Here is a 16844-nt window from a genome sequence, read left to right as displayed (position 1 = left end):
GAACCGTCAGGCGCGCTTTTCCTCTGCCGAGACAAGGCGGCCGGCGAGTTCGCCGACACGGCCCATGGCGACTGCGAGCACATCTTCCGGCACCGTCAGCGAGACGCGCAGGAAGCCGGCCGCCTGATCACCGAAGGAGGTTCCGGGCATCACCGCGACCTTTTCCTGATGCAAGAGTTCCCAAGCGAATTCCTCGCCGTTGAGGCCGGTTGCCGTGACATCGAGAAGAACGAACATTCCGCCTTCCGGCGGCATGGGCTTGATCAGGTTGCTGCCTGCAAAGGCCTTTTCGACGATCTCTGCGCGACGACGATAGTTCTCGCGCATCACGTCTGCCGTTTCGAAATGCTGCGAGAGCGCCATGGCCGTCATGTCGGAGATGAACGGCTGGACGCCGAACAGCATGGTTTCCGAGACCGGCAGCAGCTTTTCGCAGAATTCTTCGGGACCGGCGGCCCAGCCGCTGCGGAAGCCCGGAGCTGCATGCGACTTCGAGATGGACGAGACGACAATGGTGCGCTCGGCAAGCTCCGGAATATCGAAGGGTGAGGCGAAGGGCGTGCCTTCAAAGATCAGTTGCTCATAGACCTCGTCGCAGACGATCCAGAGGTCGTGGCGACGGCAGACGTCGCCGATTGCGGCGATCTCGGCGGCGGTCAGCACTGCGCCGGTCGGGTTATGCGGGGTGTTGAGGAGCAGCACGCGGGCTTCCGGGGTGATCGCCCGTTTCAGGTCTTCGGCCTGCAGGTGGAATTTCTTCTCCGGGCGGAGCGGAACCGGGATCATATGGGCGCCGGTCGAGGCGATGACGCCTTCGTAGGTAGCATAAAGCGGGTCACCGACGAGCACGCCGTCGCCGGCTTCGGCAAGGCCGGTCATGACGCTGTAAAGCGCGGTCTGGGTGCCGGGAAAGCAGAGGAAGTTCTTCTCGGTGACGTCCGGTCGGCGTTTCGAATATTTCCGGACCAGTGCTTCCAGGATCGATGGTTCACCGCGACCGTTGGAATAGCGGGTGCGGCCGGCATACATCGCACGCGCCGCTTCATCGAGCAGCGCCTTGTCGGGCGCCACGTCGGGCTCGCCGATCGTGAGCTCGATGATCTCCTCGCCGGCTGCCTTCATGCGGCGGGCGGCCAGATGGACGGCCCAGCGGCCGGAGCCGAGATGAGCGAGACGGTCGGTGATCGAGGCATAACGCATCGGTATTTCCTTTTGTTGTCGTTATTCGTCTGAAAGCCCGCCCGGCCGGAGATGCAAAAGCGCCTCAACCGAACTCAACGCATTCTCGGCCAATTCCCTGTCTGCGAACATGTCTGCGGCCAATGTTCCTTCGAGCCATAGGCCGTCGACCAGTGCGCTCAGCGAAATCGCATATCTGCGGCATTGGTCCGAACTCACAAGACGTTGCTCCTCCTTGAAGAAGGCGGTGAGCAGGGTTTCCAGCGCTTCGAGAAAGGCCAGATAGTTCTCGCGATGAATGGCGGCAAAGCTCGGATCGATCTGGATATGGCTGATGAAGGCGGCCCAGAGCGAAAGCGTGCGCGGATCGGTCACCGGCGGCGTGACATTGGCGACGATGAAGCGGCGCAGCCGCGCCTTGGCCGTTTCGCCCTCGATGGCCGCCGCGATCGCGGCTTCCGTCATGCCGGTCATCACCTTGCGGTAGGCGGCCTGCAGCATCTGGTCCTTGCCGGTGAAATAATGCCGGATCAGCCCTCCCGTCACGCCGGCACGCGTGGCGATCTGGCGGACCGTGGCGCCCTGGATGCCGGACTCGGCGATGCAGTCGAGGGTTGCGGTGATCAGATCCTCGCGCCGCTCGGCCTCGCTGGCGCGATAATAAGTCCGTCGGTTCTCCGTCATCGCCGGGTCTCGTCCGGATGACGTATCAGAACACGCAACAAAGACGTCGACATGGCCCGCGAGCCGTAGGCGTTCATAAAGATATCCCTCGGGAAAACGGAGGCGGACCTTTTCGGCTGCTCCGAATTCGGGCCGCTCTTTTTCGGATTTGATTGTTATTATACGATTGGATAATTGCCGCACAAGTGCCGATCTCTTCCAGCACGCAGCGCCCGACCACCAATCTCCCCGAAAAGCCAAGATATCATCAGGTTTCAGGGAGCCTTATTAAGGGATCGTATACCATAGGTTCACAATATGGCGCCCGTACATTTCGTACGGATAGTGCACTGTGGAACGGGGGCTTTGCAGAATGTCGTCGGCTGAAGAGAAACGCGAATTGCAGAAGCGCCTGGATTTCGTCGGGCTGGACCAGGAGGCGCGTGCCACGCTTCGCCGGCTGGATCCGGTCATCAGCGCCAGTTTGGCACCGGGGCTCGATGCCTTTTACAAAAAGGTCCAATCGACACCGGAAGTTGCCGGCTTCTTTTCGAACCAGGCGCATATGGATGCCGCCAAGAAGCGCCAGATGAACCATTGGCGCGTCGTCGGCGAAGCGAAATATGACGAACATTATGTGGAAGGCGTCCGCGCGGTCGGTGCTGCGCATGCCCGTACCGGTCTTGATCCGCGCTGGTATATCGGCGGCTATGCGTTGATCGTAGAGCACTTGATCCATGCGGTAATGGCGGCCAGCTGGCCGTCCCGCTTCGGCCGCAGCAATTCCGAAAAGCTTGCCAAGGAAATCAGCACGCTCGTCAAGGCAGCGATGCTCGACATGGATTATTCGATCTCCGCCTATCTCGATATCCTTGCCGCAGAGCGCCGTAAGGCAGAGGAGGCAAAGCAGGCGGCCGAGCGGGAGCAGAATATCGCGCTTCAGGCGCTGGACGACGTTTTGAAGGGGCTTTCCGTTGGTGATCTGGAAAGCCGGCTTTCCACCGACCTGCCGTCAAATTTCGTCCGCATGGCTGAGGATTACAACAACAGCGCCGAGAAGCTGCGCCTGACGATGGCAACGGTCCGCCAATCCGGTGAGGAAATCCTCACCAGCACTAATGCGATCACCCAGGCTTCCAAGGATCTTGCCCGGCGAACGGAAGAGCAGGCGCAGGGACTGGAGGAAAGCTCGGCGACGCTGCACCAGCTCACACAAAGCGTTTCCGGCACCGCCGAGGGCGCCGGCAAGGCGGCCGCTGCCGTCGATGTCGCGCTGTCGGAAGCACGAGCTTCGGGTCCGGTGGTCAAGCAGGCAGTCGCGGCGATGGGAGAGATCGAACGCTCATCCGACGAGATCTCCAAGATCATCGGTGTCATCGACGAGATCGCCTTCCAGACCAATCTCCTGGCGCTCAATGCGGGCGTCGAGGCAGCCCGCGCTGGAGAAGCGGGACGGGGTTTTGCCGTCGTGGCGCAGGAAGTGCGGGCACTCGCCCAACGTTGCGCCGATGCAGCCAAGGAGATCAAGGACCTGATTTCCGACAGTTCCCGTCAGGTTCAGGCGGGCGTCGACCTCGTCAACAATGCCGGCACGGCTTTGAGCCAGATCACTGATCGCATCGACGACATCAATGCCATTGTGAAGACCATCGCTACGGAAGCCGGGCACCAATCCCTCGGCCTCCGCGAGGTCAATGGCGCTTTAAGTCACATGGACAAGCTCACCCAGGAGAATTCCGCCATGGTGCAGGAAACCTTCGGACGGACTTCGGATCTTCGGGATGCGGTGGAACGGCTGGTGACGGCGTTGCGTGGCTTCAAGACCCGCAGCATGGAGCGGCTTGGGCGCGATCGTCAACAGCGGGAAGAGGAAAGCCGCCGCGTCGCCTGACGTCCACTATTGCGATCTACCGGGCGCGTCGGCCCCTTTGACATGCGTCAGCGCCTTCCGCCGGCCATTCGGATAGCATCCGGCCTGCCTCGCAGGATCAGCATCGATATTGCACCGAAGATGGGCCCGACCGCGAGCAGCATGAAAGTCCAGCGCCAGCCGCCCAGCAGTTCCGCGAGATGCGGCATCAGCCAGATCATGAAGATGGTGAGCGCAAAACCCATGCCCATCTGCAGGGAAAGCGCGGTGCCGACATATTTCTGATCGGCGAGTTCCGTCACGGCAGCGGAGAACTGTGCCGAATCCCCGATGATCGAGATCCCCCAGACGATCACGACGAGTGTCAGCAGCCAGGACGGCCCGTCGAAGACGAAGCCGATCAGCAGGGCGCAGGTGCCGGAGACGATCATCAGGCCGGCGGTGGTGGCGGTGCGGCCGAAGCGGTCCGACAAGAGGCCCCCGGCGAAGCAGCCGATGACGCCCGAGGCCACGGCAACGAAGGTCAAAAGCGAGGCCTGGCTGTTGATGCCGCTGCCGCCGTCGAGTGCGGCGGTCAGATAAGCGAGCAGCCAGGCCCACATGGCGTAAAGCTCCCACATATGCCCGAGATAGCCACCGTTCACCAAAAGCAGATTGCGGTCTTTCAGCACCCGGCCGATCTGAGCCGGGTCGAACAAGGCCTTGCCGAACGGGTATGGCCCTTCCCGTGTGCAGGCGAGGAAGACCATGGCGCCGATCAGTGTTGCGCTGCTCGAAAGCAGGACGACATATTGCCAGGCGATGGCGGACGACATGCCACGGAAGAGATGCGGCAGCGATGAGCCTGCGGTGATGGCGCCGATAACCCCGGCAAGCGCCAGCCCCCGGCCGGAGATGAACCAGGTCGAGACGAGCTTCAGCGCCGGCGGATAAACGCCGGCCAGCGCAAAGCCGGTGACCATGCGACAGAGGACAGCACCGAATGGGCCGGGTTCTAGAAGGATTGCGGCATTGGAGAGCGCCGCGAGCAGAGCCGAGCCAGCCATCAGCCGGTTCATGCGGACCAGGTCGGGCAGGTTGAAGAAGCTCGCCGATAGCGCTCCAATGACAAAACCGATCTGCACTCCGTTGGTGAGCCACGCAGCCGTGCTTTCGGAAAGCGACCAGGCGTGTTTGAGGTCCGGCGCGATGGCGTTCGCCGAAAACCAGGTGGAGAAGGACAGGACGACCGCAAGGCACAGCAGGGAAAGCATGCGCCAGCGGCCTTCGGCCTGAAGTTCCAGGGACTTCGCTGTCGTCATCATCTCACCCCGTCATGCGATATTTCGTGGCCATGTGCCGGTTCGGTAGCCGCGGTGTTCCGAACAGTTTTTCACGGAACGTGCCGTCGCGATAGCTCGTCTTGTAGAGGCCGCGCTCCTGCAGGATCGGGATCACGAGCGCGATGATATCGTTGAAACACTCCGGCACAACGGTGCGCGACAGGTTGAAACCGTCGACGCCGGCCTGTTCCGCCCAGGTGACGAGGGTGTCGGCGATCTGTTCGGCGGAGCCGATCATCGGTGCCTGACGGCTGCCGAGCACCATCTGTTCCAGGAGCTTGCGCCTGGTCCATTGCGGTCCGACGGTGCGGGTCATGGCTTCGATGTTCGAGACAATCGCCGAACTCTTGCCTGTTTCGATCGGCTCGTCGAGATCGTATTTGGCAAGATCGATGCCGAGCGAACCCGCGGCATGCACGAGTGCGCCTTCGGAACTCACATAGGCACGATAGTCCTCGAATTTCTCCTGCGCCTCCTTCTCCGTGCGGCCGGTGACGATGGTTGCGCCCATGAACACCTTCACGTCGTCCGCCCCGCGGCCATATTCGACGGCGCGGGCGCGGATGTCGTCGACGATATCCTTCACGCCTTCGATCTTCTGGCCGTTGACAAAAACGCATTCGGCATGTGTCGCCGCGAATTGTCGGCCGCGCGTCGAGGAGCCCGCCTGGTAAAGGACCGGGGTCCGCTGCGGCGACGGCTCGCAGAGATGGATCGCATCGATGCGGTACTGTTTGCCGTGATGATGGATCTTATGGACCTTCTCGGGACGAGCATAAAGATGGCTCTGACGGTCGAAGATGACCGCGTCATCCTCCCAGCTTCCCTCCCAGAGCTTGTACATCACCTCCATATATTCGTCCGCAAGATCATAGCGGTCGTCATGGGCGGCCTGCGTATCAAGGCCGATCGCCTTTGCCGCGCTGTCGAGATAGCCAGTTACGATATTCCAGCCGATACGTCCGCCGGTCAGGTGATCAAGCGTCGACATGCGCCGGGCAAAGAGGAAAGGCGGCTCATAAGTCAGGTTGGCGGTAACACCGAACGAAAGGTGTTCCGTGACGGCGGCCATGGCCGGCACCAGCATCATCGGATCGTTGACCGGCACCTGCACCGCATGCTTCAGCGCTGCGGCATTGCTGCCGCCATAGACATCGTTGACGCCGACGACATCGGCCAGGAAAATGCCGTCGAACAGGCCGGCTTCCAGGGTCTTCGCGTAGTCTGTCCAGTAGCGCAGTTCGGCGTATCGATGCGACTGGTCACGAGGATGCGCCCATAGCCCTTGCTGAATATGGCCGACACAGTTCATGTCAAAAGCGTTGAAACGGATTTCGCGCGTCCCATTATTCCCCATGACACACTTCCCTTTATTCTCGTTGCGGACAAGACTTGTCTCTTATATGATTTGAACGTCCACTATAAAAGACGATTGACGAAAGGCAAGCAGCTTTGCAGCACGTGCAGAAGGACCCGGTTCAGGCGATTGCCATGCGGGTGAAGATCGAGCGGGAAGCGCGCGGTTGGTCGCTTGCGGAGCTTGCGGAACGTTCCGGAGTCTCCAAGGCGATGATCAGCAAGATCGAGCGCTGCGAGGCAAGCCCGACTGCGACCGTGCTCGGCCGGCTTTCCGGTGCCTTCGGCCTGCCGCTTTCGGTGTTGCTGGCCCTGGCGGAGCGGGTACAGGAGCGCATTGCCCCGCAAGCGGAACAACCGGTCTGGACCGACCCGGAAACCGGTTATACGCGCCGAGCCGTCTCACCGCCGAATTCCATGCTGGAGCTTATCGATGTCTCGCTGCCGCCGGGCGTGCGCGTGCCTTATCCCGCCGCGGCCTTTGCTTTCCAGCACCAGCAGATCTGGGTGCTTTCGGGGAGGCTCGATTTTCAGGAAGGGACGGCGCTGCATCATCTTTCCGAGGGCGATTGCCTGCTGCTCGGTCCGCCGTCCGATTGCGTCTTCTTCAATCCGGGCAAGGCCCCGACGCGCTATGTGGTGGCGCTGACGAGACGCTGAGACGGGCTTTGCAAAGAAAAAGCGCTTCCCGCACAGGGGAAGCGCCAGTTGGGGAGGGTACTTATGACGCTGTCGGCCGCGTGGAGGTTCGTCGTCCGACACGCCGTGAACACATAGTCGTGAATTTTGTTCCATTTTGGATTTCGATCTCGTGTTCGCAAACGGAACAATCCCCGGCGGCGTCGGTTCTGCAATCGACCAACAGGGAGAACGAAAGCGATGAGCAAAGCCGTAGAGACCATGGACCACACTGAAATCCGTCAGTGGATCGAAGAACGCGGCGGTCACCCGGCCCGCGTCAAGGGCGCCGGGGAAGGCGGCATCCTGCGTGTCGACTTCGGCAAGCCGGAGGAAGCGCTGGAGAAGATCGAATGGAACGACTTCTTCTCGATCTTCGACAAGAACAAACTCGCCTTCCTTTATCAGGACGAGACGGAGGCCGGAAAGACCAGCCGCTTCAACAAGTTCGTATCCCGGACGAAGCACTGAGCGAACCGCAGTTCCATGCTGCAGCCGCGAGCATGAAAGCGAACACTGCAAGGATGGCGGCGTCTGGTGCTGCATATCGGAGATGAAACCGGCCTTAAGGTTGCCCCACATCCCTGCGGTGGTTATGCTCTTTGTGCCGGAGGAAACAGGAGGCGCGGCCTGCGGTCGCGCCGCCATGCTATGGGAGGAAGACATGCCCGGTTTGGCCCCCGCTTTTTCCGATCGCGAGGATGCTGGCAGGCAGCTTGCGGAAGCGATGCAGTCGGTGCAGCTTCAGGATCCTGTCGTTGTGGCACTTCCTCGCGGCGGCGTGCCTGTCGCCTTCGAGATCGCACAGCGGCTGGGAGCGCCGCTTGATCTCCTGATCGTGCGTAAGATCGGGGCACCCGGCCATCCGGAATATGGTATCGGCGCGGTGGTCGACTGCAAGGAACCGCATGTGGTGGTGAGCGAAGAGGCTGCCCGTCACTTCCGCATCCCGCCAGGATATCTCGCCACCGAGCGGGAGCATCAGTTGGCCGAGATTGAACGCCGGCACCGCATATATTTCGGCGAAGATGAGCCGCAGGACCACGATCATGCGGGCCGTGATATCATCCTGGTCGACGACGGCATTGCCAACGGGAGCTCGATCCGCGCCGGTATCCATGCGCTGAAGGAGATGGGCGTCGGCTCGATCTGGATCGCCGTGCCCGTCGCGCCGCGCGATCTCGTGGAATCTCTGCGGGAAGAGGTCAATGACATCGTCTGCCTGTCTGCGCCGCAGCACCTCGAGGCGGTGAGCGCGCATTATGCCGATTTCACGGAAACGACGGACCAGGATGTCGTGCGCCTTCTGAAGGAAGCCCGAAGGCTGAACCGGATGATCCATTGAAATCATAGATGAACGGTGGTCAGGAGCGGCAGGTGATCGGAGGCGCGGCGTGTCAGCGGCGTCGAGATGACCTGTACGTCTACCGGCGTGACCTCGCTGGAAACGAAGATGTGGTCGATCCTCAACAGCGGGTAGCGTGACGGGAAGGTTGCCCTGGGTTTTGCCTTCAAACGAGATTGCACGTCAGCCATCCGGCGGGCGACGGTTTTGTAGGTGGCGGTAGACGGAGTGGAATTGAAATCTCCGATCAGGATACGAGGCTTCTGATGGCAGGCGGGGCTCCCGAGCCAGGAGGGGCCGAGAAGCGCGCCGATCTGGCTGAGCCGGTCACGGCCGCGCAGTCCGAGATGCGTATTGAACACCTGCAGGCAATGATCGCCGACCTTGATCTCCACCCATATCGCACCACGCGGTTCGCCAACGGAGGGCAGGCCTCCGCCCTTGATCATCCTTGCCGGCAAAGCAGTGAGGATGGCGTCTCCATAGCGTTCTTCAGCGACGTTGAGGGCTGGATGGAAATGGAATTCCATGCGCAGCAGAGAGGCGATGGCATGAGCCTGATCGACGCCGCCGGTGCGGCTGCGGCCGACATCCAGTTCCTGCAATCCGATGATATCGGGTTCTACGGTTGCGATGACTTCGGCCACTCGCGCAGGGTCAAGCTTGCGATCAGTGCCGATGCAGCTATGGACGTTGTAGCTCAGGATTTTCAGACGAGGCCCCTCGAAGGATGGTGGAACTGTCGGATCGTTCATAGGGCAGGGAACACCTTTGCCGGTTTTTCGTTCCCGTCCACATATAACCACTCGCGGGAAAGGGTATGACCTTCAGGCGTTACATGGTGAAGCTCCTCGTCGGCGCGGCGATCTGCCTGGCGATCTTCCTCGTCTATCGCAGTCTGGGCCGCTATACCCTCGATGAAATCGAGGAATCGGTCCAGTCGATTGCCGGTTTCCGGCTGGCTTCCGCCTTTTCCTTCGTCGTCCTGTCCTATCTCTGCCTGACCGGCTTCGATACGCTCGCGGTGCTTTATACCGGCAAGCGGCTTGCCTACCGGCAGACGGCGCTTGCCTCGTTCACAGCGCTTTCGATCGGGCACAATGTCGGACTTGCAGCCCTGAGCAGCGGCGCCGTGCGCTATCGGTTCTATTCGCGCTGGGGGCTGACGGCCGAGGAGGTTGCGAAGGTCATCATCTTCTGCGGAATAACGGTCGGGCTCGGACTTGCGACGCTTGCCGGCCTGGCATTGCTGCTGCAGCGGGGCGATGAGCCGAACCTTATCGGGCTTGATGGCCCGGCGAGGATCGTGGTGAGCCTCCTCTGTCTTGCCATACCGGCCGCTTATCTGTTGCTTTGCGGCTTTGTACGCCGGCCTCTCTGCCTGCGGACATGGCGTTTCGAGCCGCCGGGAACAAGAATTGCCCTCGGCCAGATCGTCATTGGCGCGCTCAATTTTGCATGCGTTGCCGCCTCGATCCGCCAGCTTCTCGCGACGTTCACCGACGCCGGTTATCTTGAAGTGGCGAGCGCTTACGTGACGGCGAATATCGCAGCCCTCATCAGCCATGTGCCGGGCGGGCTCGGAGTCCTTGAGGCGACGATGCTCGGCATCCTGCCGTCGACCGCCTCGATCGGCGCCCTGGTCGCCTTCCGGGTGCTCTATTTTTTCGTGCCACTGACAATCGGCGTACCGATCTTCATCGTCACTGAAGCCTATTATCGCCATCGGGGCGGCAGGTATTCAGAACAGACGGTGATGTGACAGGCTGGAGAAGAAGTTCCGAAGTCCGTTTCGGATCAGCGGGATCGGCCAGAAGGGCTGTTTCGGATCGATGATTCCGGTGCCGACCATGGATTCGGTCTCGCCTTTTTCGGGATCTATATCGAAGGATCGCAAGCCGCGCGGCTTGACGTTCAGCCTGTCGATGGCTGCCAGCATGGAGCCTGTCTCGTTGATGATCCGTGCCACTTCGGCCGGTTCGGCATCGAGATGTTCCGCCAGAAGGTCGTTGCGCAGAGCAGCGATGGCCTGCCTGCCGGCAGGATCGGCGGTCTCGACGGCAAGATCGCATTCTGTGTCCAGTCCCTCCGAGCGATTGTTCAGATTGGACGATCCGACACGCGCGAAGCGATCATCGACGATGATCACCTTGGAATGCACGATGATCTCCCGTTCGCCGCCTTTGCCGTCCGGCACCGCGGCATAGAACACACGCAGCCGGCCGTGTCGGTCGGCCCACTTCAGGCGGCGGATCAGACGGTTTCGGTTGTGACCCATCATCAGCTTCTCCAGGAAGCCGTGGGATTCACGGGTGACGATGACGACGACCTCCGGGCCGTCGGCCCGGCGGAGCCGTCTGGCAAGGGTGCGGGCCACGCCAAAGGAGGCCAGGTATTGGGTCTCTATGTAGAGATGCCGCCTGGCGCTGCGCAGCGCGTCGTGGGTCAGGCGGATCGCTTCACGGTGGCCGAGGCGGCCTTTCCACCTCCACGGTTCCGTGAGGGCAAGGCCGGTGCTGCAATGGGTCAGCGCCGGTTTGAGATCTGCCGGCCAAGGCTTTTCACCGGGAATATGCTGAGGGGTGAGGACTTCGCCGGTGGCCTTCTTCCAGCGTCGTCGCGCCACATCGCCGATCAATCGCGCGATATCGCCGGTTACGATGGTCTGCATGTCGTGGAGCGGTCCATAGGGCGTGCCATCCGGCGAGCAACGCAGGGGATTTGTAGCTGCATGGCTGCGGTCGTCCCAGCGGCGGGCCGTCAGGTCGATGCCGCCGAGGAAGGCTGTGTTGTCGTCGATGGCGACGATCTTCTGGTGATGGCTGGCGCGAAGCGGATGATCGAAATCGAAATGCAGAAAGATACGGGGATGGTCGCTCCATTCCATCTTGCCGAAAATCTTCAGGCTCTTGCCGGAATAGACCGGTCCCATGCCCCAGACGAGGATGCGGATTTCGAGGGCGGGCTTTTCGTCGACCAGCTTGCGAAGAAGATCACCAAGTGTCTCTCCGTCCGGATCGTGGGGCCTCAACACGATGTTGGGATTGAAGTCCCAGCCGATGATGAAGAGCGAACTCTTGGCTTGGCGCAACACCTGGTCCAGCCGGTAAAAATAATCCTCGCCGTCGATAAGGAAGGCGAGCTTTTCCGCCGTAGCGCTACGCCAGGCGTTGCGGCCCGGCCGGATGATGGGCTCGAACTGGAATATGGATTCCTGAAAAGAAAGCGATCGCGTCTTCGTATCCACCTCAACCACCTCGTCGTGCAATTGATAAGGAAACGTGTGAATTTTATCCTTTGTTCCCGAAGGCCAATCCCGCTCCGGGAGAGAGCGGGAGGGCGGGGCCGGCAACTATTCACCTTCGGTTTGCTGCGGTGGGTTCGGCGCGACGAAATCACCGCCCGTGTCTCCAAAAATCTCCATGGAGGCGACCAGCGCGAGAAGGATGAAGGCTGCCGCGACAAGCAGCTTCCAGAGCCCGGACGTCACCAATGTCCTGCTGTCTTTCCGTGGTATCTGCCTGTGGTCCAGGTGCGTATGGCGATGGATATCCATAGTTGCCCTCCCGGCGCCTTGCGCCGGTATCGCTTTAATGTGCGGTCGGGTTGCCAGGCGGCATGTGGGCTGGCGGATTGGGATTCTCATCAGGATTGGGCACCGGCACCTCATCCGGCAGACGATCCGGTTCCGGTTCCTCGATCGGAGGCTCCGGGGTCCAGACAGGTGCCGGCATCGGCGGCTGTTCGCTGGGTTCGCGAGGATCAGGTATCATGAGAATACTCCCTGTTATTCAGCCCACAACCGTCCGGCATGGTGATTGTTCCTCGCAAATCGCCGTTTCGGAAACCGTCAAGATCCAACAGTTCCTATCGGTTCGTGGAGCCGGTGCTCGTGGGGTCGCTTCCCTGCGCCGTGTCGTTCGATATGCGGCTGAGGTAATGCCCGGCCGCCAGCAACAGCAGCACCGGAATATTGGCTCCGAGGATTGAGGTCGTTCTGGTTGTCAGCGTCATGATCTTGCCCCTATGGCTAGTAAACTGCTTGCGATCCGCCTGTCGGGCGGCAAACCGGTTTTGCGAGGAAATGAGAATGGCACATGCTCGAGACAATTTCCTGGCCTGGCTTCGCGCAGCCCATGCCATGGAGGAACAGGCGGTCACCATGCTGACCGACCAATCGCGCCGGATAGAAAGCTACCCCGACCTCAAGGCCAGGATCGTCCAGCACCTTCATGAAACGGAGGCGCATGCGCAGGCCTTGAAGGACCTGCTTGATCATTTATCGGGTTGGACCGGCGCAGTGACGCTCAAGGACATGGCGGCGAAGCTTGCCGCGAAGGCCCAGGGTGTCGGCGGCATGCTCACCAGCGACGAGGTCGTCAAGGGCGCGATGACGAGCTATGCGTTCGAGCATCTCGAAATAGCCAGCTATCGCGTGTTGATCGCTGCAGCCGACGAACTCGAGGAGATGGAGGCGAAAGCTGTCTTCGAGCGCATCCTCGCGGAAGAAGTTGCCATGGCCGACTGGCTGGAAGCCAATCTCGATCCGATCACTCGCATATTTCTGATGCGGGACGAACGGGACCTTATGGCCAAGAGATAGTTTTTGGCCGGCCAGAGTGGATGGTGAGACCTTTTTAGGAGAGTTTTATTGGCTGAAGCAAAGCTGATGCGAGGAGGAAGCCCGAGCAGGATATCCGGACGCCACAAGGCTCAGCGCTCCAGCTTTCGATCCCAGCCGCGATGTCAGTTTCTCAAAGCTCCGCAATCCAACTGGACTTGCAGGTCTTTTTCATCCCGCACGCCCTGCTGGTAAAGCTGGATGATCCTTGCGGCAAGGTCGTTGGCGGCAAGGCTTCCACCGGTCAGCCCGCGCTCGGCGCAGAGACCGTCAAAAAGACGCTTGAGAAATGCAAGTTCATTCGGTTCGAAAGTGCTTGTCAGAACTGCCGGATTCATCTTTTCAGCCTCCACTATCTGGGGGCGAAAGCGCTCCTGTCTTCCAGTCGCCGCTGCCCTTATCCATAGCTGGCGATGCCCGAAAGATGACTCTTTCTCCTACCCTTTGCAAGCCAAGAACGAAGACGGATCGGTTTCGAGCGGGTGGTTTTGTTCCGTTTTCACCTGCTCGTGAATGACAGTGCTTTCTACGCGTCCAGATGGTTTGCCTCGTGATCGTGAAACTGCTCTGTCTGCCCGGGCTTCGCTACCGAGTTAGCGTTTCCGCGAATGCTTGGTCGGTTCGGCTGGACGCCCGAACGATCAGTCTGTTTCGAGCAGGAAGAATGTGGCGGGACCAGCCGGCGTGTCGTTGTTGAGTTGGAAGCGCAACGGTCCATTGCCGCTTTGAAGCGGTGCGTGTACGACGCCGTCCAGTCCGACCGGCGAGAGCCGCCAGCGACCGGTTCGATGCTTAAATTCAATCGAAAGCGTGCCCTTGCGGATCAAGACCGGCAAGGTGCCGAAATCCTCGATCACCTTCTCCTCTCGATCCCGGAACCGCATGTTCGTGTTGCGGGCGTCGGTGGCGAAGATCAGCAGCATGCGCTTGGCCGTCGCGAGCGATGCTGCCCCATCGAGCGCCGAGGCCGCAAAAAGTGCGTCGCCGTCCCCGCGTTCGATGCGGATCGTTTCGAGATCGATCGGGCCATCCAGTGCCACGAAGGCGGCGGCTTCGGTGCGCGGCGCCGATAGCGTCAGACTGCGCTTATCCCTGTCGAGGAGCAGTTCTCCGGTATCGCTCTGGAAGATGCCCTGGGCCGGGTCGGTGCGATTGTTTTCCGGCAGCAGGCCCGAGGCCTTCATGGCCGCCAGCAGTTTGCCGGCGTCTGCCTCGCCGCGCGGCTGATTGACCGCAAGCGACTCGCGCAATCCGTCCGATTGCCTGAGGCCGATGCGGGAGACGAGCGACAGCACGGTCAGGGTGTCGGGCTCGGTCGCCTGCATGTCATCCGTCAAATCCTCCTCGCCGCGGACAAGGAAGGGAATGGTGTTACGCGACATGGAGACATCGCCGCGCCGGAAGAGGAGGGCGGAGAGCGTCTCACCGGCGCGGGCGACCGGATCGAGCGCGATCGCATAGGGCAGCATGGCGCGCTTGTGGGGGAAGGGCTCGCCATATTGCAGGGCGATCGGTCCGTGCCCGTGGCGGCAGAGCATGTCCCAGCCCTGCAAGGCTGCATAGGCGGGCATCACGAGGCCGGCCTCGTAGCGATACCGGTTCCAGAAGAGATGATCGTATTCCGTGATGCCGAAAGGCTTACCGAGCCAGCGGCTTGCGGCGGCCATGCGCATGTAGGAGCCGGCATCGGCGAGCGAGCTTTCGTTCTTGATCTTCGCTCCGGGCTCATAGCTCATTACGCCGTCCTGGTAGGTGTTCATGGTGACGGCTTCGAGGTTCTGGCGGGTGAGCCCGGTCTGCACCGTCGGCCAGTTGTTGTAATCGCTGACGAGGCCGCGATAACCGAGCTCCCGCAAGACCCTGGTCATGCGGGCAAGTGCGTCCTTCTCGGTCTCGACGAAAAATGCCTGCAGATCGCGCAGACGCGGACTATCGGTATAACGTTCGACGGGCAGGCGCACCGAGGCATTTTCCAGCCGTTCGTTCGCCCGAAGATCCGGCCATGCGGCCCTAAGCGCCTGGGTCGAGCCGTAGCGTTCGCGCAGCCAGGTGTTGAATGGTTGGCGCAGGCTGTCCGGATAGGGGCGGCCTGCCCGGTCATGGACAACCGTCTCGAACTCCATGCTGTTTTCGTTGACGAGGACCACCATGGCGAGCGCGTCGTCGCGGATCGGGGCGATGCCGGTGTAGGGATTGACCCGGGTGAGGAAATCCGTGACCAGCCTTTTCCAGTGGGCGAAGGCCCTGTCCTGATAATTGACTTCGAGCTTGAGGCCTTCGGAGGGCGCCCACCGGTCGTCATGACCACCATAACCGCCGCGCCAGGAGGTGAGCCCGTCGACCATCCAGTAGATGCCGTGCTTCTTCAGCGCAGCCATCAGGTAGTGGATGCGATCGAGGATTTCCGGATCGAAATCGAAATCCTTCTGCCGGCCGAACATCAGGCTTCCGTCAATGAAATGGAAGCGGGCGATGTTGTAGCCATGCATCGCGAGCTGTCTGGCGTAGACATCCGCGTCCGCGTGGTTCGGAAAGCCGCCGGATGCTGGACTCCACGCGAGCGAGGCGCAGAACAGGCGGGCCGGCCTATCCGGCGCGCCGGCTCTTGCCAGACGGCCGTCCGTTCCGGCGACAAGCCGGCTATCCCCGTCGATGGGGCCGTTCGGAAGGAAGCCGGAAAAATCGAGCGGGCTGCCGGGGGCGATGGTAAGCGAAATCTCCCGGACCGGAAGCCAGTCAGCCGGCCAGGCTGGGCTGGTCGAAACCGTGAGCGCGAGCGCCGCTGCCAGGATGCGGACCAGTCTTTTCATCTCCGTCTCCGATCTCCCGGCTCTCCACCCATCCGCCGGGATCGCGCCGTGGGGCGAAAAAGCCGAAGGGCACTGCCATCGTGTGGAACAGCCAGGCGACTACCGTATAAAGTCCGAGCTTGAAATTACCCTTCCGCCACGACATCAGCGCAACGATGGCTGCGAAAATGCCGAGCACCGATCCCAGCGCAAGGAGCTTGTCCGGGATGGCGATCAGCAACCCGAGCGAAAAGAGGATCCAGGCCGCTACCAGCGCCCAGAGCCGGAGCTCCGGCAATTCCGTCAGGAGCCGGGCAAAATAGGGCTTTCCGAACGAGGCACGCAGCAATTCGCCGATGCCGAAGAGATATTTGGTTTTCCAGCGGCGGACGAGCAGGCGATAGGAATTGACGTTGTGGCCGTAGTGCCGGACGAAGCGGCGGTCGAGGCGAAAGAGGCTCCAGCCCGCATGGCGAAGCCGGATGCCAAGGTCGAACTCCTCGTATCCGTGCAGGTTCCTGTCCGTCAGGTAGCCGATGTTCTCGACCGCAGCACGGCGATAAAGCCCGCCGCCGTTCATCCGGTCGATGGCGCCGGTGCGGTTTTCCGGGGCATTGCGCTGGACGCGGCGCGTATATTCCAGATTGTCGAGCATCATTTCCTCGACATGGCCTGTCACGCCCCCGGCCTTTGGATGACGGTCGAGATAGGCAAGCGCCTCGGGGAGGAACCCGGGATCGAGATCCATGTCGCCGTCGATCAGGCAGATGAAATCCTGCCGCGCATACTGGAAGCCGAGTTGCGGGCCGATGCCGCAGCTCGGACGCGCCGGGTTTTCGATCTGGACGATGCGGACCGGATAACGCGACGCGATCTCGACGGTGGCGTCCGACGAGCCGCTGTCGGCGACGATCACTTCGCCTCGACCGCCGGGCAGTCCTGCCAGCGCGAATTCGATCGTGCGGGCGATCCGCTTTTCCTCGTTCAGCGTCTTGATGATGACCGATACGCTCACGGCCGC

Annotated in this window: 18 protein-coding genes; 6 read left to right on the top strand and 12 right to left on the bottom strand. The window is 61.2% G+C overall.

Annotated features, from left to right (window positions below):
• Positions 1 to 6 precede the first annotated feature (6 nt).
• Together ABK249_RS20005 and ABK249_RS20000 are read right to left on the bottom strand one after the other, a co-directional pair.
• On the bottom strand, positions 7 to 1200 hold the full coding sequence (locus tag ABK249_RS20005) for a pyridoxal phosphate-dependent aminotransferase (RefSeq protein ID WP_037152674.1): 1194 nt from the start codon (positions 1198 to 1200) through the stop codon (positions 7 to 9).
• A 21-nt stretch (positions 1201 to 1221) separates the two neighbouring features.
• Positions 1222 to 1863 carry a TetR family transcriptional regulator C-terminal domain-containing protein gene (locus ABK249_RS20000; RefSeq protein ID WP_227703928.1) on the bottom strand — a complete coding sequence of 214 codons (642 nt, stop codon included), beginning with the start codon at positions 1861 to 1863 and terminating at the stop codon, positions 1222 to 1224.
• A gap of 352 nt (positions 1864 to 2215) precedes the next feature.
• Here ABK249_RS20000 and ABK249_RS19995 point away from each other — a divergent pair, with 352 nt between their 5' ends.
• A complete protein-coding gene (locus tag ABK249_RS19995) occupies positions 2216 to 3733 on the top strand; it encodes a globin-coupled sensor protein (RefSeq protein ID WP_227703927.1) in 1518 nt (505 codons plus the stop codon).
• A 47-nt stretch (positions 3734 to 3780) separates the two neighbouring features.
• Here ABK249_RS19995 and ABK249_RS19990 read toward each other — a convergent pair whose 3' ends face one another.
• Positions 3781 to 5016, bottom strand: coding sequence for an MFS transporter (locus ABK249_RS19990; RefSeq protein WP_341871401.1), 1236 nt, complete (start codon positions 5014 to 5016; stop codon positions 3781 to 3783).
• A 1-nt stretch (position 5017) separates the two neighbouring features.
• Positions 5018 to 6391 (bottom strand): LLM class flavin-dependent oxidoreductase, encoded by a 1374-nt coding sequence (locus ABK249_RS19985; protein WP_227703925.1) that lies wholly within the window; start codon positions 6389 to 6391, stop codon positions 5018 to 5020.
• 134 nt (positions 6392 to 6525) lie between these two features.
• Here ABK249_RS19985 and ABK249_RS19980 point away from each other — a divergent pair, with 134 nt between their 5' ends.
• From ABK249_RS19980 to ABK249_RS19970, 3 genes are all read left to right on the top strand, one after another.
• Positions 6526 to 7050, top strand: coding sequence for a helix-turn-helix domain-containing protein (locus ABK249_RS19980; RefSeq protein ID WP_052182966.1), 525 nt, complete (start codon positions 6526 to 6528; stop codon positions 7048 to 7050).
• Between the two features lie 219 nt (positions 7051 to 7269).
• Positions 7270 to 7539, top strand: coding sequence for a hypothetical protein (locus ABK249_RS19975; protein ID WP_037152661.1), 270 nt, complete (start codon positions 7270 to 7272; stop codon positions 7537 to 7539).
• A 193-nt stretch (positions 7540 to 7732) separates the two neighbouring features.
• Positions 7733 to 8413: a phosphoribosyltransferase gene (locus ABK249_RS19970; RefSeq protein ID WP_227703923.1), complete on the top strand. Its 681-nt coding sequence runs from the start codon at positions 7733 to 7735 to the stop codon at positions 8411 to 8413.
• Between the two features lie 2 nt (positions 8414 to 8415).
• On the opposite strand, the gene ABK249_RS19965 is transcribed toward ABK249_RS19970, so the two are convergent.
• Positions 8416 to 9168 (bottom strand): endonuclease/exonuclease/phosphatase family protein, encoded by a 753-nt coding sequence (locus ABK249_RS19965; RefSeq protein ID WP_227703922.1) that lies wholly within the window; start codon positions 9166 to 9168, stop codon positions 8416 to 8418.
• Positions 9169 to 9233: 65 nt separating this feature from the next.
• On the opposite strand from ABK249_RS19965, the gene ABK249_RS19960 reads away from it, so the two are divergent.
• Entirely contained in the window at positions 9234 to 10175 is a 942-nt protein-coding gene (locus tag ABK249_RS19960) for a putative bifunctional lysylphosphatidylglycerol flippase/synthetase (protein ID WP_227703921.1), read from the top strand.
• Here ABK249_RS19960 and ABK249_RS19955 read toward each other — a convergent pair.
• From ABK249_RS19955 to ABK249_RS19940, 4 genes are all read right to left on the bottom strand, one after another.
• A complete protein-coding gene (locus ABK249_RS19955) occupies positions 10155 to 11660 on the bottom strand; it encodes a phospholipase D-like domain-containing protein (RefSeq protein WP_348863728.1) in 1506 nt (501 codons plus the stop codon). The two genes, ABK249_RS19960 and ABK249_RS19955, sit on opposite strands and share 21 nt — an antisense overlap.
• Before the next feature lie 105 nt (positions 11661 to 11765).
• The gene (locus ABK249_RS19950) at positions 11766 to 11969 is read right to left on the bottom strand and encodes a hypothetical protein (protein WP_037152655.1); all 204 of its coding nucleotides are present in this window, start codon (positions 11967 to 11969) and stop codon (positions 11766 to 11768) included.
• Between the two features lie 34 nt (positions 11970 to 12003).
• Positions 12004 to 12183 (bottom strand): hypothetical protein, encoded by a 180-nt coding sequence (locus ABK249_RS19945; protein WP_152601170.1) that lies wholly within the window; start codon positions 12181 to 12183, stop codon positions 12004 to 12006.
• 97 nt (positions 12184 to 12280) lie between these two features.
• Positions 12281 to 12427, bottom strand: a complete 147-nt coding sequence (locus ABK249_RS19940) for a hypothetical protein (RefSeq protein WP_227703920.1) — start codon at positions 12425 to 12427, stop codon at positions 12281 to 12283.
• A 76-nt stretch (positions 12428 to 12503) separates the two neighbouring features.
• Between ABK249_RS19940 and ABK249_RS19935 the strand changes: the two genes are divergently transcribed.
• Complete coding sequence (locus ABK249_RS19935; protein WP_037152650.1) at positions 12504 to 13016, top strand: ferritin-like domain-containing protein; 513 nt, start codon at positions 12504 to 12506, stop codon at positions 13014 to 13016.
• A 143-nt stretch (positions 13017 to 13159) separates the two neighbouring features.
• Here the strand turns inward: ABK249_RS19935 and ABK249_RS19930 are convergent, their stop codons facing one another.
• From ABK249_RS19930 to ABK249_RS19920, 3 genes are all read right to left on the bottom strand, one after another.
• Positions 13160 to 13372 carry a hypothetical protein gene (locus tag ABK249_RS19930; protein WP_152601151.1) on the bottom strand — a complete coding sequence of 71 codons (213 nt, stop codon included), beginning with the start codon at positions 13370 to 13372 and terminating at the stop codon, positions 13160 to 13162.
• Positions 13373 to 13675: 303 nt separating this feature from the next.
• Positions 13676 to 15844, bottom strand: coding sequence for a glycoside hydrolase (locus tag ABK249_RS19925; RefSeq protein ID WP_227703919.1), 2169 nt, complete (start codon positions 15842 to 15844; stop codon positions 13676 to 13678).
• Positions 15771 to 16838, bottom strand: coding sequence for a glycosyltransferase family 2 protein (locus tag ABK249_RS19920; RefSeq protein WP_227703918.1), 1068 nt, complete (start codon positions 16836 to 16838; stop codon positions 15771 to 15773). The genes ABK249_RS19925 and ABK249_RS19920 overlap by 74 nt, the downstream gene beginning before the upstream one ends.
• Positions 16839 to 16844 lie beyond the last annotated feature (6 nt).

The organism is Neorhizobium phenanthreniclasticum (assembly GCF_040066075.1).
Taxonomy (GTDB): Bacteria; Pseudomonadota; Alphaproteobacteria; order Rhizobiales; family Rhizobiaceae; genus Neorhizobium; species Neorhizobium petrolearium.
The sequence above is the reverse complement of the archived record's forward strand: the minus strand, read 5'-3'. Positions and strand labels throughout refer to the sequence as shown.

What these genes read in the sequence shown, in the direction of transcription:
- ABK249_RS20005 (WP_037152674.1), bottom strand. Translation starts at nt 1,200, where the DNA reads ATGCGTTATGCCTCGATCACCGACCGTCTCGCTCATCTCGGCTCCGGC.
- ABK249_RS20000 (WP_227703928.1), bottom strand. Translation starts at nt 1,863, where the DNA reads ATGACGGAGAACCGACGGACTTATTATCGCGCCAGCGAGGCCGAGCGG.
- ABK249_RS19995 (WP_227703927.1), top strand. Translation starts at nt 2,216, where the DNA reads ATGTCGTCGGCTGAAGAGAAACGCGAATTGCAGAAGCGCCTGGATTTC.
- ABK249_RS19990 (WP_341871401.1), bottom strand. Translation starts at nt 5,016, where the DNA reads ATGATGACGACAGCGAAGTCCCTGGAACTTCAGGCCGAAGGCCGCTGG.
- ABK249_RS19985 (WP_227703925.1), bottom strand. Translation starts at nt 6,391, where the DNA reads ATGGGGAATAATGGGACGCGCGAAATCCGTTTCAACGCTTTTGACATG.
- ABK249_RS19980 (WP_052182966.1), top strand. Translation starts at nt 6,526, where the DNA reads ATGCGGGTGAAGATCGAGCGGGAAGCGCGCGGTTGGTCGCTTGCGGAG.
- ABK249_RS19975 (WP_037152661.1), top strand. Translation starts at nt 7,270, where the DNA reads ATGAGCAAAGCCGTAGAGACCATGGACCACACTGAAATCCGTCAGTGG.
- ABK249_RS19970 (WP_227703923.1), top strand. Translation starts at nt 7,733, where the DNA reads ATGCCCGGTTTGGCCCCCGCTTTTTCCGATCGCGAGGATGCTGGCAGG.
- ABK249_RS19965 (WP_227703922.1), bottom strand. Translation starts at nt 9,168, where the DNA reads ATGAACGATCCGACAGTTCCACCATCCTTCGAGGGGCCTCGTCTGAAA.
- ABK249_RS19960 (WP_227703921.1), top strand. Translation starts at nt 9,234, where the DNA reads ATGACCTTCAGGCGTTACATGGTGAAGCTCCTCGTCGGCGCGGCGATC.
- ABK249_RS19950 (WP_037152655.1), bottom strand. Translation starts at nt 11,969, where the DNA reads ATGGATATCCATCGCCATACGCACCTGGACCACAGGCAGATACCACGG.
- ABK249_RS19940 (WP_227703920.1), bottom strand. Translation starts at nt 12,427, where the DNA reads ATGACGCTGACAACCAGAACGACCTCAATCCTCGGAGCCAATATTCCG.
- ABK249_RS19935 (WP_037152650.1), top strand. Translation starts at nt 12,504, where the DNA reads ATGGCACATGCTCGAGACAATTTCCTGGCCTGGCTTCGCGCAGCCCAT.
- ABK249_RS19930 (WP_152601151.1), bottom strand. Translation starts at nt 13,372, where the DNA reads ATGAATCCGGCAGTTCTGACAAGCACTTTCGAACCGAATGAACTTGCA.
- ABK249_RS19925 (WP_227703919.1), bottom strand. Translation starts at nt 15,844, where the DNA reads ATGAAAAGACTGGTCCGCATCCTGGCAGCGGCGCTCGCGCTCACGGTT.